Source organism: Polaribacter sp. Z022, assembly GCF_023555495.1.
In the GTDB taxonomy this organism is placed as follows: Bacteria; Bacteroidota; Bacteroidia; order Flavobacteriales; family Flavobacteriaceae; genus Polaribacter.
In genome coordinates, this window is the sequence record NZ_JALCZO010000007.1 from 70376 (window position 1) to 84464 (window position 14089).

At 27.4% G+C, this 14089-nt stretch carries 18 protein-coding genes and 2 tRNA genes; 11 read left to right on the forward strand and 9 right to left on the reverse strand.

The window, feature by feature from the left end; translation table 11 throughout:
- Window positions 1-40: 40 nt before the first annotated feature.
- A complete protein-coding gene (locus tag MPF13_RS14110) occupies window positions 41-538 on the forward strand; it encodes a SixA phosphatase family protein (RefSeq protein WP_249983406.1) in 498 nt (165 codons plus the stop codon).
- A 106-nt stretch (window positions 539-644) separates the two neighbouring features.
- On the opposite strand, the gene MPF13_RS14115 is transcribed toward MPF13_RS14110, so the two are convergent.
- The 4 genes from MPF13_RS14115 to MPF13_RS14130 form a co-directional block, all read right to left on the reverse strand.
- Complete coding sequence (locus MPF13_RS14115) at window positions 645-950, reverse strand: hypothetical protein (RefSeq protein WP_249983407.1); 306 nt, start codon at window positions 948-950, stop codon at window positions 645-647.
- Window positions 951-1068: 118 nt separating this feature from the next.
- Window positions 1069-1704 carry a response regulator gene (locus tag MPF13_RS14120; protein WP_249983408.1) on the reverse strand — a complete coding sequence of 212 codons (636 nt, stop codon included), beginning with the start codon at window positions 1702-1704 and terminating at the stop codon, window positions 1069-1071.
- Window positions 1705-1706: 2 nt separating this feature from the next.
- Window positions 1707-3365 carry a sensor histidine kinase gene (locus MPF13_RS14125; protein ID WP_249983409.1) on the reverse strand — a complete coding sequence of 553 codons (1659 nt, stop codon included), beginning with the start codon at window positions 3363-3365 and terminating at the stop codon, window positions 1707-1709.
- Window positions 3366-3397: 32 nt separating this feature from the next.
- A complete protein-coding gene (locus MPF13_RS14130) occupies window positions 3398-4138 on the reverse strand; it encodes a DUF6503 family protein (protein WP_249983410.1) in 741 nt (246 codons plus the stop codon).
- 96 nt (window positions 4139-4234) lie between these two features.
- On the opposite strand from MPF13_RS14130, the gene smpB reads away from it, so the two are divergent.
- The 5 genes from smpB to MPF13_RS14155 all read left to right on the forward strand — a co-directional run bounded on the left by smpB (window position 4235) and on the right by MPF13_RS14155 (window position 8282).
- Window positions 4235-4696, forward strand: coding sequence for an SsrA-binding protein SmpB (gene smpB, locus MPF13_RS14135; protein ID WP_249983411.1), 462 nt, complete (start codon window positions 4235-4237; stop codon window positions 4694-4696).
- 38 nt (window positions 4697-4734) lie between these two features.
- On the forward strand, window positions 4735-5622 hold the full coding sequence (locus tag MPF13_RS14140) for a geranylgeranylglycerol-phosphate geranylgeranyltransferase (protein WP_249983412.1): 888 nt from the start codon (window positions 4735-4737) through the stop codon (window positions 5620-5622).
- A complete protein-coding gene (locus tag MPF13_RS14145; RefSeq protein ID WP_249983413.1) occupies window positions 5623-6201 on the forward strand; it encodes a Maf-like protein in 579 nt (192 codons plus the stop codon). It begins immediately after the preceding gene.
- A gap of 479 nt (window positions 6202-6680) precedes the next feature.
- Window positions 6681-7631, forward strand: coding sequence for a transketolase family protein (locus MPF13_RS14150; RefSeq protein WP_249983414.1), 951 nt, complete (start codon window positions 6681-6683; stop codon window positions 7629-7631).
- A 51-nt stretch (window positions 7632-7682) separates the two neighbouring features.
- On the forward strand, window positions 7683-8282 hold the full coding sequence (locus tag MPF13_RS14155) for an outer membrane beta-barrel protein (protein WP_502924504.1): 600 nt from the start codon (window positions 7683-7685) through the stop codon (window positions 8280-8282).
- Window positions 8283-8353: 71 nt separating this feature from the next.
- Here MPF13_RS14155 and MPF13_RS14160 read toward each other — a convergent pair whose 3' ends face one another.
- Window positions 8354-9223 (reverse strand): FKBP-type peptidyl-prolyl cis-trans isomerase, encoded by an 870-nt coding sequence (locus MPF13_RS14160; RefSeq protein ID WP_249983416.1) that lies wholly within the window; start codon window positions 9221-9223, stop codon window positions 8354-8356.
- 79 nt (window positions 9224-9302) lie between these two features.
- Between MPF13_RS14160 and MPF13_RS14165 the strand changes: the two genes are divergently transcribed.
- The gene (locus tag MPF13_RS14165; RefSeq protein ID WP_249983417.1) at window positions 9303-9677 is read left to right on the forward strand and encodes an RNA-binding S4 domain-containing protein; all 375 of its coding nucleotides are present in this window, start codon (window positions 9303-9305) and stop codon (window positions 9675-9677) included.
- 2 nt (window positions 9678-9679) lie between these two features.
- The gene (locus tag MPF13_RS14170; RefSeq protein ID WP_249983418.1) at window positions 9680-10186 is read left to right on the forward strand and encodes a phosphoribosyltransferase family protein; all 507 of its coding nucleotides are present in this window, start codon (window positions 9680-9682) and stop codon (window positions 10184-10186) included.
- Here the strand turns inward: MPF13_RS14170 and MPF13_RS14175 are convergent.
- Entirely contained in the window at window positions 10175-10690 is a 516-nt protein-coding gene (locus MPF13_RS14175; RefSeq protein ID WP_249983419.1) for a shikimate kinase, read from the reverse strand. The two genes, MPF13_RS14170 and MPF13_RS14175, sit on opposite strands and share 12 nt — an antisense overlap.
- 98 nt (window positions 10691-10788) lie before the next feature.
- Between MPF13_RS14175 and MPF13_RS14180 the strand changes: the two genes are divergently transcribed.
- From MPF13_RS14180 to MPF13_RS14190, 3 genes are all read left to right on the forward strand, one after another.
- Window positions 10789-10861: transfer RNA gene (locus tag MPF13_RS14180), tRNA-Lys, on the forward strand.
- A gap of 47 nt (window positions 10862-10908) precedes the next feature.
- Window positions 10909-10992, forward strand: a tRNA-Leu gene (locus MPF13_RS14185).
- A gap of 105 nt (window positions 10993-11097) precedes the next feature.
- Window positions 11098-11904: a carboxypeptidase-like regulatory domain-containing protein gene (locus tag MPF13_RS14190; RefSeq protein ID WP_249983420.1), complete on the forward strand. Its 807-nt coding sequence runs from the start codon at window positions 11098-11100 to the stop codon at window positions 11902-11904.
- 135 nt (window positions 11905-12039) lie between these two features.
- On the opposite strand, the gene MPF13_RS15625 is transcribed toward MPF13_RS14190, so the two are convergent.
- The 3 genes from MPF13_RS15625 to MPF13_RS14200 all read right to left on the reverse strand — a co-directional run bounded on the left by MPF13_RS15625 (window position 12040) and on the right by MPF13_RS14200 (window position 14084).
- Window positions 12040-12165, reverse strand: a complete 126-nt coding sequence (locus MPF13_RS15625) for a hypothetical protein (RefSeq protein ID WP_284041220.1) — start codon at window positions 12163-12165, stop codon at window positions 12040-12042.
- 153 nt (window positions 12166-12318) lie between these two features.
- Window positions 12319-13152, reverse strand: coding sequence for a prohibitin family protein (locus tag MPF13_RS14195; RefSeq protein ID WP_249983421.1), 834 nt, complete (start codon window positions 13150-13152; stop codon window positions 12319-12321).
- Between the two features lie 44 nt (window positions 13153-13196).
- Complete coding sequence (locus tag MPF13_RS14200) at window positions 13197-14084, reverse strand: cation diffusion facilitator family transporter (RefSeq protein ID WP_249983422.1); 888 nt, start codon at window positions 14082-14084, stop codon at window positions 13197-13199.
- Window positions 14085-14089 lie beyond the last annotated feature (5 nt).

Here is a 14089-nt window from a genome sequence, read left to right on the forward strand (position 1 = left end):
TTTTTCTTTTTAACTATATTCGTCATTCAAATCAATTTATATGAAAAAATATTTCTTCCTTTTTGTTTTTGCTTTAAGCTTTTTAAGTTCTTGTACTTCTGATGAAACTACAACCTATTATTTAATTCGACATGCAGAAAAAGACAGAACTGATAAAACAAATAGAAACCCAAATTTGAATGAAAAAGGTTTAGAAAGAGCTAAAAAATGGGCAACTTATTTTGAAAAAGTACATTTAGATGCTGTATATTCTACCAATTACAATAGAACACAACAAACAGCAAAACCAACAGCAAATAGCAAAAGTTTAGAAATTATAAGTTACAATCCTAGAAAAATGTATGATTCTATTTTTAAAGTAAATACTGAAGGAAAAACAGTTTTAGTTGTAGGGCATAGTAATACTACTCCTGTTTTTGCTAACAAAATTTTAGGCGAAAAAAAATATGAATGGATGAAAGATGATGACAATGCTAGCTTATTTATTGTTACTATTAAAGGAGATGAAATAATCAGTAAAGTTGAAAAAATAGAATAAGGTTTAAATCTTATATTAAAACCAGAAAAAAAACCTCAAGAGGAAACTCTTGAGGTTTTGTGGAATAACACCTTAAAGAATTAAGATATTAAACAACATCATTTTTTTAATGACTGTTTTTCCAAGGTTTATAATTCTTATATTTTGGTCCTGTAACTTTAGGTCTTTTAGAAGAAGTGGCTACAATTTTAGTAAGTTTATTTTTATTATCCCAAGGTTTGTAATTCTTAAATTTTGGTCCTTGTAGACTTAATTTATCATTACCAACATAAAGCACAACTTGTTCTGATTTATGTTCCCATACTTTATAATTTTTGAAAGCGGGTCCTTTTAAGTTTTTTCTATCTTGTTCTTGTGCAAGAACAAAAAATGAAATTAAAATAAATACTGATGTTAAAACTATTTTTTTCATTATGATGTTGTATTAAAAATGTTAAACATTATTATCCTACATCAAAATTACCAATGAAACCTACTTTTATAGGATATAAGAAATTCGGTAATTTTTATCCGTATAAATACGGATAAAACTAAACAAGTTTATAATCTGTTGCTTTTTTTATTAACGCTGCAGTATTTTTTACTTCTAACTTTTTAAGAATATTTGCTCTATGCGTTTCTATTGTTCTAGCACTTACATATAGTTGTAAAGCAATTTCTTTCGTTGTCATTCCTTTAGCAATAAGTTTAAGAACTTGTAACTCTTTAGTGGTTAATATGTCTGAACTTATATTGTTTTCAGATATAAAGTTTATCATTTTCTCAGCAATTTCTGGGGCAAAATATTTTTTTCCTTTAGCTACTGTTCTTATGCTTTTTAATAATTCTTCTTCGTCTGCATTTTTTAATAAATAACCATAAGCTCCACTTTTTGCACATTTTGCTATATAATTCCCTTCATTATGCATAGAAATTATAATTGGTTTTATGTTGGTTTTTAAGTCATACATTTTTTTGAGCACACCAAATCCATCTAAATTTGGCATGGTAATATCTAGTAAAACTATATCTATATCGTTTTGGTTTTCAATTAGTTTTATAAATTGTTCTCCATCAGAAACGGTATCTACTATAATAATATCTCTACTTTTTTTTAGCAGCTCAGATAAACCAGCCCTAAACAAAATATGGTCATCTGCAATTACTAATCTTATCAATTTACTCATCTTTATAAAGGTAATTCAATTTCGAAAATAGTATTCCCTTTAATGGTGTCAATATCTATTTTTCCATTAAAAATTTCTACTCTCTCTTTTATATTTGTAATTCCTGAACCCAATTTTACAGTTTTTAAATCAAAGCCTCCTCCATTATCATAATAATAAAGTGAAATAAAATCGTTGAACTCAGAAAGTGTGATGATTATTTTACTAGCGTTTGAGTGTTTAATAGAATTGTTTATTAATTCTTGTGTAATTCTAAACAAGTTTACAGCTTGTTTGTCAGAAATTTTAGACTCTTTACTTTTTGATGAATCATCAAAATTTATAAGAATCTTGACAGATTGTTGTATAGATTCTATATAATTTCTTAGAGCTGCTCCAATGCCAAAATCTGTTAGTATTGAGGGCATTAAGGCATTTGTCATTGATCTAACTTCTGTTATGGTAGCATCAATCATCTTTTTTATTTCTTGTTTATGTGCATCATCATAAATATGATTTTGTACATAAAATTTTAGCGAAGTTAAAAAAGGACCTATACCATCGTGCAATTCCCTGGCTAGTTTTCTGCGCTCATCTTCTAAACGTTCTACTAAAAATCTTTTATTGGTAAGATTAATCTGTTGTTCTTTATTTCTAAAATCAATTAAATTTTTACGCATTTTTAAAAGCGTATGACCAAGTAAATCATCAGAACTTTTAGGTAGATAGCTAGAATTTAAATTCATATTACCAATATCAACCGTAAATTCTACTGCTCCAGAAAGTGCTATTTTTAAGCTATTTAAAGCTTCAAACATTTCATTAATTTCTTTTGGTAGGTTTAAAAAAGTGTATTCAGATTGCGCTATTTTATTTTCTTCTGTATAATTACCTTTAGCCATAACAATCAATTTTTCTTTCATTTTAATAATTGGATTGGTAATTATTCGTGTTAAAAAAAGTGAAATAACAACAGAAATTATAATAATAAAAAAGGTGATTAATATCAATTTTTTACGCATTTCTATTAAAGGCGTAGTAACTTCTTCAACATCAATTTCTGACAAAATAACCCAGTTTAGATTGCCAATTTTTATAGGTTGATATGCACTGTAAACAGGTGTGTTTCTATAATCTTGAAAAACTCCAGTACCTTGTTTATTTTTAACGCCATAAAGAACACCTTTGGTTTTTGCAATAATTTTATAAGGAGTTTTTTGGGGATAAAATCGTGATTGAGAACGCAACCTAAAATCATTACCAACTAAATAAGATTCTCCAGTTAATCCCATTCCTGTTCTTTCTAAAAGAATGTTTTTTATCATGGTATAATTTAAAAGTTTTACAACTCTCTCTCCATTAATTATTTTTATAAATATTATAGATGTTTGTTTTTGAGGATGCAAATGAGTTACATCAAAAATACCTCCAGAAGAATAATTATCTTTTGGTAATTTAAAATCTAACGATTCAGAAGTGTTTTCGTTATTAAATTTTTCCCATTCTAAATTAATGAGTTTTTCAAACTGAATTTGTTTTAAGGTTTTAATAGAATTTAATTGTAATAAAACACGATCGTCAATAACTCTAGAAAATTCTTTATAAAATGTAAAGGATAGAAAAACTACCACAAACACTACAAGTAGGTTTATAATAAATACGATCCAACTTTTAATATTCATATTCGCTTATTGTTATGCTGAATATAAGAATTTTAATTGATGATTTTTACGCTTATATCCTTTAAAACAATTTCAGATACTTTTTTAAGTTCGTTTTTCTCAAAAGATTTATCTATATCTACTAAAGAAATATCTTTTTTTAATGGTTTGTAGTTATGGTAATCTACAAAACGAATTCCGTTTTTAATACATTGTTCTTTTAAAACTCTAAAACGTTTTCCACCACCATTTGTATGGTAAGAATAGGCCAAATAATCTACTAAAAAATCTTCTTTTCCAATCCAATAAATAAAAACATCATCAAAGTCTTCTCCTCCACCATCTTCAGAAAAAGTAATTTCTATTTTATAGTATTCTTTTCCTTTAAGTGTAGAGGATGGCAATAGTTTTTTATGTACAGCTTTGTCATTTAATCCATAAGGCAAAACAGAAAAATAATGTACAGAGTTAATAGAATTTGAGTAAATATTTGCAACTGAATCATTAACTTTTACAGGATGCATATTTACAAGCTTTTCAAACCTGATGTTATTTATTGATTCTTCTATTAAAACTTCATTTTTTTTATAATATCTTGATAAATTATATTCACCATTTTTACGATAAGCTCCATATTCTTTATCTCTAAACTTAAACGTAATTATAGAATTAGCTACTTTATCTGCACCAGAATATCGAATTGTTTTATCAATAATTTGTTGTGCACTTAAGCTAGATTCTTTTGATTTACAAGAAAATAAAATAGCAAAAAGTAAAATAGAAAAATATCTCATTAGTTATAGTTTGATTGGTAAGATAATAGTTTTCAAAATTACATTTCTTTCAACAAAGTAAAAATGTATCTTTGTTAATCTTTTGTGAAGAGAATTATGCAGAAAAATATAAACATACAGAATAAAAAAGCACGTTTCGAATTTGAAATTCTAGACAAACTTGTAGCTGGAATTCAGTTAACGGGTACAGAAATAAAATCTATACGATTAAGTCAGGCAAGAATTACAGAAAGTTTTTGCGAGTTTAACGAACGTGGAGAATTGTTTATTGTTAACATGTACATACAAGAATATATGTTTGGGCATCATTTTAATCACAAGCCAAAAAGCGAACGTAGATTGTTATTGAATAAAAGAGAATTACGAAGCTTAAAAAGAGATGTTGAAGCAAAAGGAAACACCATAGTTCCTTTACGTTTATTTATTAATGATAGAGGCTTTGCAAAACTAGAAATTGCACTAGCTAAAGGAAAACAAACTCATGATAAACGTAATACTTTAAAAGATAGAGATAACAAACGTGATTTAGCACGTATTAAAAAGAACTTTAACGCATAATGACTTTTTTAAAACTGATTCGATTTAAAAACCTATTTATGGTTTTATTAACGATGGTTTTAACTAAATATGCTTTAATTCATTCTTATATAACTAATAGTTATCTTACTCATTTCGAATTTTTTACTTTAATTTTAAGTGTTCTATTAATTACTACTGGAGGATATATTATAAATGACATTTATGATATAGAAACAGATAAAATTAATAAACCTAAAAAGGTTTTTATTGATGTAACAATCTCTAAAAAAAATGCTTGGAGAAGTTATTATTTATTGACTTTATTAGGGTTAATTTTAGGGATATTTCTTTCATTTTACAAATCTCATGAAGAAAATAGTTTAATCTTTGCAGTCACTTGTATAGGGCTTTATCTTTATTCTAAACACTTAAAACAAAAGCCTATAATTGGTAATATTATTGTTTCGGGTTTTATTTGGTTGACTATAATAATAACTTTAGATTTTGAATATGTAAAAATTTATGATGGACATGTTTTTGAATTCTATATAAATGAAAAAGATACTAATTTTATTAGTGTTGGTTCTTCTGTTATATTTTATTCTTTATTTGCATTTATAACTACTCTAATCAGAGAAATCATAAAAGACATAGAAGACATTAATGGAGATTTAAAAATAAAAGCTAAAACATTGCCTATTGTAATTGGAAGAAAAAGAGCTTCTCACGTAGCTTTTTTCTTTAGTAGTATTTTACTAATCTTTCTTTTACTTGTTTTACAATTTATAAGAAGTGAATATTTGTTTTTAGGATATGGAATCATATTTTTACTATTACCACTGCTCTATTTTATGTATAAACTTTGGTTTGCAGAAACTAAAAAAGATTTTTCTAGTTTAAGTAATCAAATGAAAATCATTATGTTATTTGGTATTTTATCTATGTTGTTATTTAAGTTCATATAAATGTTAAGAGAAAAATTAAAAAATTACAATGTTATTTTAGCTTCTGGTTCTCCAAGAAGACAGCAATTCTTTAAAGACTTAGATATAGATTTTACCATTCAATTAAAAGAAGTTGAAGAAATTTATCCAAAGGAATTAAAAGGAAATGAAATAACAGATTATTTAGCCAATTTAAAAGCAGCAGCTTTTGATGATTTATCTGAAAAAGATTTACTAATCACTTCAGATACCATAGTTTGGTTAAATAATAAAGCTTTAGGAAAACCAAAAGACAAAGAAGATGCTTTTAATATGCTAAAAGCAATGTCTGGTAAAAAACATGAAGTAATAACATCTATAAGTATTAAAAGCAAGTACTTTCAGAAAATTGTAAATGATACAACAATAGTTACTTTTAACAATTTAAGTAATGAAGAAATTAATTATTACATAGACAACTACAAACCTTATGATAAAGCAGGTGCTTATGGAATACAAGAATGGATTGGTTTCATTGCTATAAATAATCTTGAAGGAAGTTATTTTAATGTAGTTGGTTTACCTGTTCATAAACTGTATCAAGAATTAATAAATTTATAAATATAACTACCAGATTATCAAGGTAAAAAAGTTTTACTTGATGTTAAATTAACATTTACTTCATAAATAGATAATATAGCATATAAATTTGCCAAATCTGTTGTTTTCTAACCCTGTATTCAGTTCTAAATTTGCAGCTGCTAATAAAATATAGAAATTATGAATACAAAAAATCAAAAGATAAAAGTAGAAAACAGAGTTGGTGCTCCAGTTAAAAACGTAAATAGCACAAATTCAAATCTTTGGAACCTAAGAAGACGTTATAGATAATTAACGATCTCATGTATATATAAAGCTCTTTTTAATAAAAAGAGCTTTTTTTGCTTTATAAAAACAATAATTTGATAACTAAATTTATATGCAATTCGAGTTTTTAGTAAGTATTCTTAAAAAATATTTTTCATAAATCTCATTTATTTTCTTTAAAGTAAAATAATAGCTTATTTTTACGCAAAATTTTACAACACAACAATTTTATAATGAAAAAATACACGTACACAGAAAAAAAAGACACTCGTTCAGGTTTTGGTGATGGTTTAACAGAGTTAGGTAGAACAAATCCAAACGTTGTTGCTTTATGTGCAGATTTAATTGGTTCTTTAAAAATGGACCAGTTTATTAAAGAAAATCCAGAAAGATTTTTCCAAATTGGTATTGCAGAAGCAAATATGATTGGTATAGCTGCTGGATTAACTGTTGGAGGTAAAATACCATTTACAGGTACTTTTGCAAATTTTTCTACTGGTAGAGTTTATGATCAAATTCGTCAATCTGTTGCTTATTCTGGTAAAAATGTAAAAGTTTGTGCATCTCATGCAGGTGTAACTTTAGGTGAAGATGGAGCTACACACCAAATTTTAGAAGATATTGGTTTAATGAAAATGTTACCTGGAATGACAGTTATAAATCCTTGTGATTATAACCAAACAAAAGCAGCAACTATTGCTATAGCAGAACATGATGGTCCTGTTTATTTACGTTTTGGTCGTCCAAAAGTACCAGTATTTATGCCAGATGAAGAATTTGTAATTGGTAAAGGAATTCAATTAACAGAAGGTACAGATGTAACAATTGTTGCTACAGGTCACTTAGTATGGGAATCTTTACAAGCTGCAGAAAAATTAGAAGCTGAAGGAATTTCTGCTGAAGTAATTAACATACATACAATAAAGCCTTTAGATGAAGAAATAATTTTAAAGTCTGTTGCAAAAACGGGTTGTATTGTTACTGCAGAAGAGCATAATAAATTAGGAGGTTTAGGAGAAAGCGTTGCAAGAACATTAGCTTTAAACTCACCTACTCCACAAGAATTTGTGGCTACAAATGATACTTTTGGAGAATCTGGAACTCCAGATCAATTAATGGCTAAATATGGTTTAGATGCTAATGCAGTTGTAAAAGCAGCTAAAAAAGTAATTTCAAGAAAATAATAACGTTTTAGGTTTTTAGAGCGTCTATATATTAACTTAAATAAAAAAATGATGAAAAAAGTAATTTTAATTTTGTGTTTAGCTTTTGGGTTTAGTCAAATTTCTAATGCTCAAGTAGCTTTTGGTATTAAAGGAGGTATAAACTACAACTCTAACTCTATTAAAGAAGTAAGTTCAGATGTATTTGATGGAGCAAAAAGCAAAACAGGTTATCATGCTGGTATTTGGTTAAGATTAAAAGTACCTGTAATTGGGTTGTATATTAGACCAGAGTTAGTGTATACCAATTTAGAAAATGAAGTTTTATACAAAACTACAAGTAAAACAACTTCTTATAATTTTCAAAAAATAGACATTCCTGTTCTTTTAGGGAAAAAAGTTTTTGGAATTGGTAATTTATATGTTGGACCTTCGTTTCAATATATTTTAAGTTCAGATTTTGGATTTGATGACATTCCTAATGTAGAAGCAGATGGTTTTACGGTTGGTCTTCAATTTGGAGGTGGAATTGAACTAGGTAAGTTAGGAATAGATGTTCGTTGGGAAAGAGCTTTCTCAGGAATTGAATCTACTATCGTTGGAAACACAGGAATTAGCAATTTTGACACTAGAGTTAACCAAGTAATTGTTGGTTTGTCTTATAGGTTATAATTAAAATATTAGTATTATAAAAAAAGCTCTTGAGAAAATCAAGAGCTTTTTTTTGTTATTAAAATTAAAATCTATTTAATATCAGAATTTAAATAGTCTGCTAAAGTAGGATTACTTGGGTCACTAAAATCATTTGCAGGATTTCCATCACCATTTGCATCTTCATTTTTAGTTAAAACAGCATCACCATCATCATCACTATCAAAAAAGTTAGGAACTCCATCTTCATCTGTATCATCATCTCTTGGATCTCCATTTCCATCAGGATCTTCGAAAATTGAAGCTACACCATCATTATCGTGGTCAGTATCTTTTACAAAATCGTACAATTCTATATTAAATACTAAACATTCATTAGCTATAACATCACCTGTTCCACTACCAGTATTTCCATAAGCCAAACCAGAAGGAATAAATAAAAGCCCTTTTCCACCATTTTCAAAAGTAATAGGACCATTATTAGTTATATTATTACCTCCTTTAAATTTTGTAAAACCATGAGCCCAACCTCTAATTACTCCATTTAAAGTAAACCAAGTGTTATCATTACTATCAAATGCAGTACTAAGACTCTCTGTAGTAACAATAGCTTGTCCATAATATTTTACAAAAACAGAATCCATAACAGTTGGGTAACCTTTGTCTACTGCTGGTGTTCCAACATTTTTTATATAGTAATATAAAGTGTAATCTATGTCATTTTCTGTAACACTCATAGAACTTACAATATCACTTAAAGGAACTTGTCCTGATTCAATTACTTTTACAGAATCTACAGCTGCATCATAATAATGATTTTCTAAAAACTGAGTTAATGTATCATTATCTATTAAAGCTTGCGCTTCATGATCAAAATCTTCTATAGAAGTAGAACTACTTCCACAAGAATATATCAAAAGTGCAATAATAGCAAAAGCAAAAATATTATTTATTTTCTTCATTTAATCTTAAAATTTGAGCTCGCAATTTACCAATTTTATACCTTTGTAAAAAGACAAACGTTATATTTTAACTAATTTTATGAGAATTGATAAGTATTTGTGGTGTATTCGTATTTTTAAGACAAGAACTTTGGCAACTACTGCATGTAAAAAAGGGCAGGTAAAAATAGATGCAAAAGCTATAAAACCATCAAGAGAAATATTTGGTGATGAATTAATATTAGTAAGAAAAAATCAAATAAATTATCAAATAAAAGTTTTAGATTTACCCGAAAGTAGAGTTGGCGCAAAATTGGTAGATCTTTATAGAAAAGATGTCACACCTAAAGAGGAGTTTGAAAAAACTGAACTTTTAAAATTTGCAAAAGATTATTACAGAAAAAAAGGAACAGGAAGACCTACAAAGAAAGATAGAAGAGATATAGATAATTATCAAGAAGATTCAATAGATTAAGTATGACAACATCAGGAAGTATTATATTAAATGAGTTACAAATTTCTCAGAAAATAAGAAGAATAGCTTATCAAATTTATGAAACTAATAGTGAAGAAAAAGAAATAATTCTTGCAGGTATTGTTGGTAATGGATTTGTTTTTGCAGAAAAATTAATGGATGCATTAAAAGAAATTTCTCCTCTAAAAGTAACACTTTGTAAAGTTATTATTGATAAAAAACATCCTTTAGAACCAATTACCACTTCTATAGAAGTAGATGCTTACAAAAACAAATCTTTGGTGTTGGTTGATGATGTTTTAAGTTCTGGAACTACTTTAATTTATGGTATAAAGCATTTCTTAGAAGTACCTTTAAAGAAATTCAAAACAGCTGTGTTAGTAAATAGAAATCATAAAAAATATCCAGTAAAAGCAGATTTTAAAGGAATTTCTATGTCTACGTCTGTAAAAGAACACATACAAGTAGAATTTTCAGAAAAGAAAGCAATAGCTTATTTAGTTGAGTAAAGAAACTAACTCTTTTGCTACTTCTTTTTTAGTTTTACCATCTATTTTTACAATAGTTTTAGCTTTTTCGTAATAAGGGCGTCTTTCAAAAAGATGTTTGGCTACAAATTCTGGAATTTTATCATCTCCTAAAGAAGCAATTAAAGGTCTTTTTGCTTTTTTTCTAATTAGACGTTCAATCATTGTTGGAGTGCTACCTTGTAAATAAATAGAAATTGTATCTGCATTATTTATTGTATCCATATTGCTAGCATAACATGGTGTTCCTCCTCCTAAAGCAAGAATAAATTCTTCTTCTTTATCTAGAATTTCTTTTAAATACTTGCTTTCTATGTTCCTAAAATATACTTCTCCTTTTAATTCAAAAATTTTAGAAATAGACATCCCTTCTTTTTCAATTATATAGTCATCTAAGTCTAAAAACTTCATTGATAACTTTTTAGAAAGTCTTTTGCCAATACTAGATTTACCTGAAGCCATATAGCCTAATAATACTATTTTCATTGAAATATATTTTTTTGCAAATATCTATAAAATATTTTCATTTTAATGCTAATAATTCCAATCATTGATAGTATATTTGCACTCGGTTTACAAAAATAGACCTGGTAGCTCAGTTGGTAGAGCATCTCCCTTTTAAGGAGAGGGTCCTGGGTTCGAGCCCCAGCCCGGTCACAAAAAATGTTAAGCAAATTTGCTTAACATTTTTGCTTTATACAAATGCGCACGTGGCGAAATTGGTAGACGCGCAGCCTTGAGGGGGCTGTTTTCGCAAGAAAGTGGAAGTTCGAATCTTCTCGTGCGCACTTTTTTACTTTCATTCATTCTTTTTTTAGTATTTTACTCAATAAAATAGAATGGTTTCACAAATAATTAACCTTTCTAAAAGCTTTTATCACTAATTTTGTAATATGCAAAGACTATTAATTACATTGTGCTTATTTATTTCATTTAGCACATTTTCTCAGAACGATACTATTAAGAGAGTTAAAACTTTAAAAGGGCAAATAATTCATGCTGAAACTAAAAAAGCGTTAAGTGCTGCTCATATTTTAAATTTAAATACAGTACAAGGAACAATTACAAACGATAAAGGTTTTTTTGAAATACCAACCAAAGCTAATGATACTATTTTGGTATCTTATTTAGGATATGCTTCAATAAAATTAAAAATAACTAACGATTTATTAAAAGGTAATGAGTTGTTAATTGCTTTGTATGAAAAACCAGAAGAAATAAAAGAAGTAGTAATTAAGTCTACAGAATTAATTGGTGTTTTAGAAATTGATATAAAACAAGTACCAAAAGACAGATTTACAAGAATTAAGATTAATGGTTTGCCTCAAACTTATGAAGTTGGAAAACCTAAAGGAAAAGACTTCTCCTCTCCTATTGCAGCATTATTTCAACCTGTAGATTTTTTGTACAATCTTTTTGGAAAAAAGCCGAAACAACTTAAAAAGCTTCAAAAGCTTAAAAAAGAAGACGATTTACGTAAAATGTTATCTGGTAAATTTGATAGAGAAGTTATGATGGAATATTTACAAATGGATAGACAAGAATTAACAGAACTATTAACTGATTGTAATTATTCTGAATACTTTATAAAAAAAGCTTCTGATTTACAAATGATTGAAGCTGTTTTAGATTGTTACGAAAACTATAAAGCTCTAAAAAAAGGGAAAATTGAAAGAAATAAAATTCCTGTAAAGAATTAAATGTATATAATTTATCTAAATCTAAAAATTAGATTAAAAGCAGAAACATAAGTTTCTGCTTTTTTTATAAAAAAAGGATCAAAAACAATATGCTTTCGATCCTTTATCAACTATTAAAAACTAACTAATTACTAACTATAATACTGTTGTAATGTATTTATAGTTATACTTTCTCCTTGTATTCCAAGTCATTCTTTTTGATTGTATAATTCCTTTTGAATTACTCTTAATTTCTTCGTTGTTTATGTGATTATTTTTCATGGTTGTTGTTTTTATATTTACATCTATATGACGTACAATTATTTGTTTCGTTACAAGTTAATTTGACTTTAACAGAACTTTAAGAACCTGAGTAATAGGTATAAAAAAATCCAGCTTAAGCTGGATTTTTAAGAAATTAAATAAAATTAGTGCTTATTGATTTCCTAATATAATAGGCATTCCTGATTTACCAGAACCAATAACAATTACTTTACTGTTAGGCGATTCAGACAATTTAACTGTAGCCTCAATACCTTTATCTTGTAAAATTTTATCATTTAAAGATGCACTTAATATTCTATTTGCATCTGCTTTACCTTGCGCTTCAATTCTTACTTTTTCAGCTTCTTTTTTAGCTGTTACAAGTCTAAATTCATACTCTAAAGATTCTTGTTCTTGCTTTAATTTACGTTCAATTGCTTCTTTAATTGTAGGCGGTAAAGTTACATCTCTAACTAAAACAGAGTTTAATTGTATGTATTGAGGATCTAAAATCTTTTTAGTTTCCTCAAAAATTTCTGTTTGTATTGCATCTCTTTTTGTAGAGTATAATTGTTCTGGAGTATATCTACCAACTACACTTCTAGTAGCAGATCTAATTGCAGGAATAATTACACTTTGTAAATAATGCTCACCTCTTGTTTGGTGTAACAAAGCTACTGTTTCGTCTTTTGCTTGATATAAAACAGATGCATCTAATTGAATTTCTAATCCATTAGATGATAATACAGCCATTTTTTTCTCAAATAACTCTTGTTGTCTAACATTATATTTAAATACTTTATTCCAAGGCATTACCAAATTAAAACCTTCATCTAAAGGCGGTTGATCTGTAACAACTCCTCCAAACATTTTATACAACACTCCTCTTTCACCTGAACCAATAGTAACAGCCGATTTTGAAACTATAATTATACCTAATACTGCTAATATGATAAAAAATAATCCTCCTTTAGGAAACTTAATATCAACTTGATTGTTTGCCATTCTTATCTATTTTTAAATTCATTCAAATTTACAATATAACTTTGTTAAACACAATCTATATATCCACAATCTTCGTTAGAAATTTCTATCTCTATAGTTATATGTTCTAAGTGAAACTCGTCATGCAAAACCTTTCTAATGTTCTTTTTTAAGATTTTTCCTTCATTCCAGGTTAAAGATTCTTGTACAATTAAATGCATGGTTAAAACATTATATTCTCCATCCATGGTCCATAAATGAGAGTCGTGAATACTTTTAACTTGTTTAAAATCTAAAATTTTTGCCCTAACTTCATCAGAAGAAATTTGCATAGGAGTTCCTTGTAAAATTATGCGTACACTTTCTCTTCCGTTTTTAAACACATTATATAGTATAAAAAGAGCAATTAAAAGAGAAAGAATTGGATCTAAAATAGGTATATCCCAAAATTGCATTACAATACTTGCTATTAATACTGCTACCCAACCCAAAACATCTTCTAACATATGTAAAGAAACTACTCTTTCATTAATAGAAGTTCCTTTTCTTAATTTTAAAACAGCTGCTCCATTTACTAAAATTCCTAAAACAGCAAACCACATCATTCCTTTTGCATTAGCGTGTTCTGGCGTTATTATTCTAGGTATAGCTTCTATAATTATAAAAATAGAACCAACTAATAAAATTACAGAATTTATAATGGCTCCTAGAAGTGAAAACCTTTTAAAGCCATAAGAATATGTTTTGGTTGGTTTTTTGTTTGATAGTTTTTGAAAATACCAAGCCATTCCTAAGCTAATACTATCACCTAAATCATGAATTGCATCTGAGGTAATTGCTAAACTGTTTGTATAAATACCTCCAATAAACTCAATTATAGTAAAGAACAGGTTTAAAAAAAATGCTGTACTTATATTATCTGTTGCAGAATGATGATTATGGTTGTGTGACATATTTT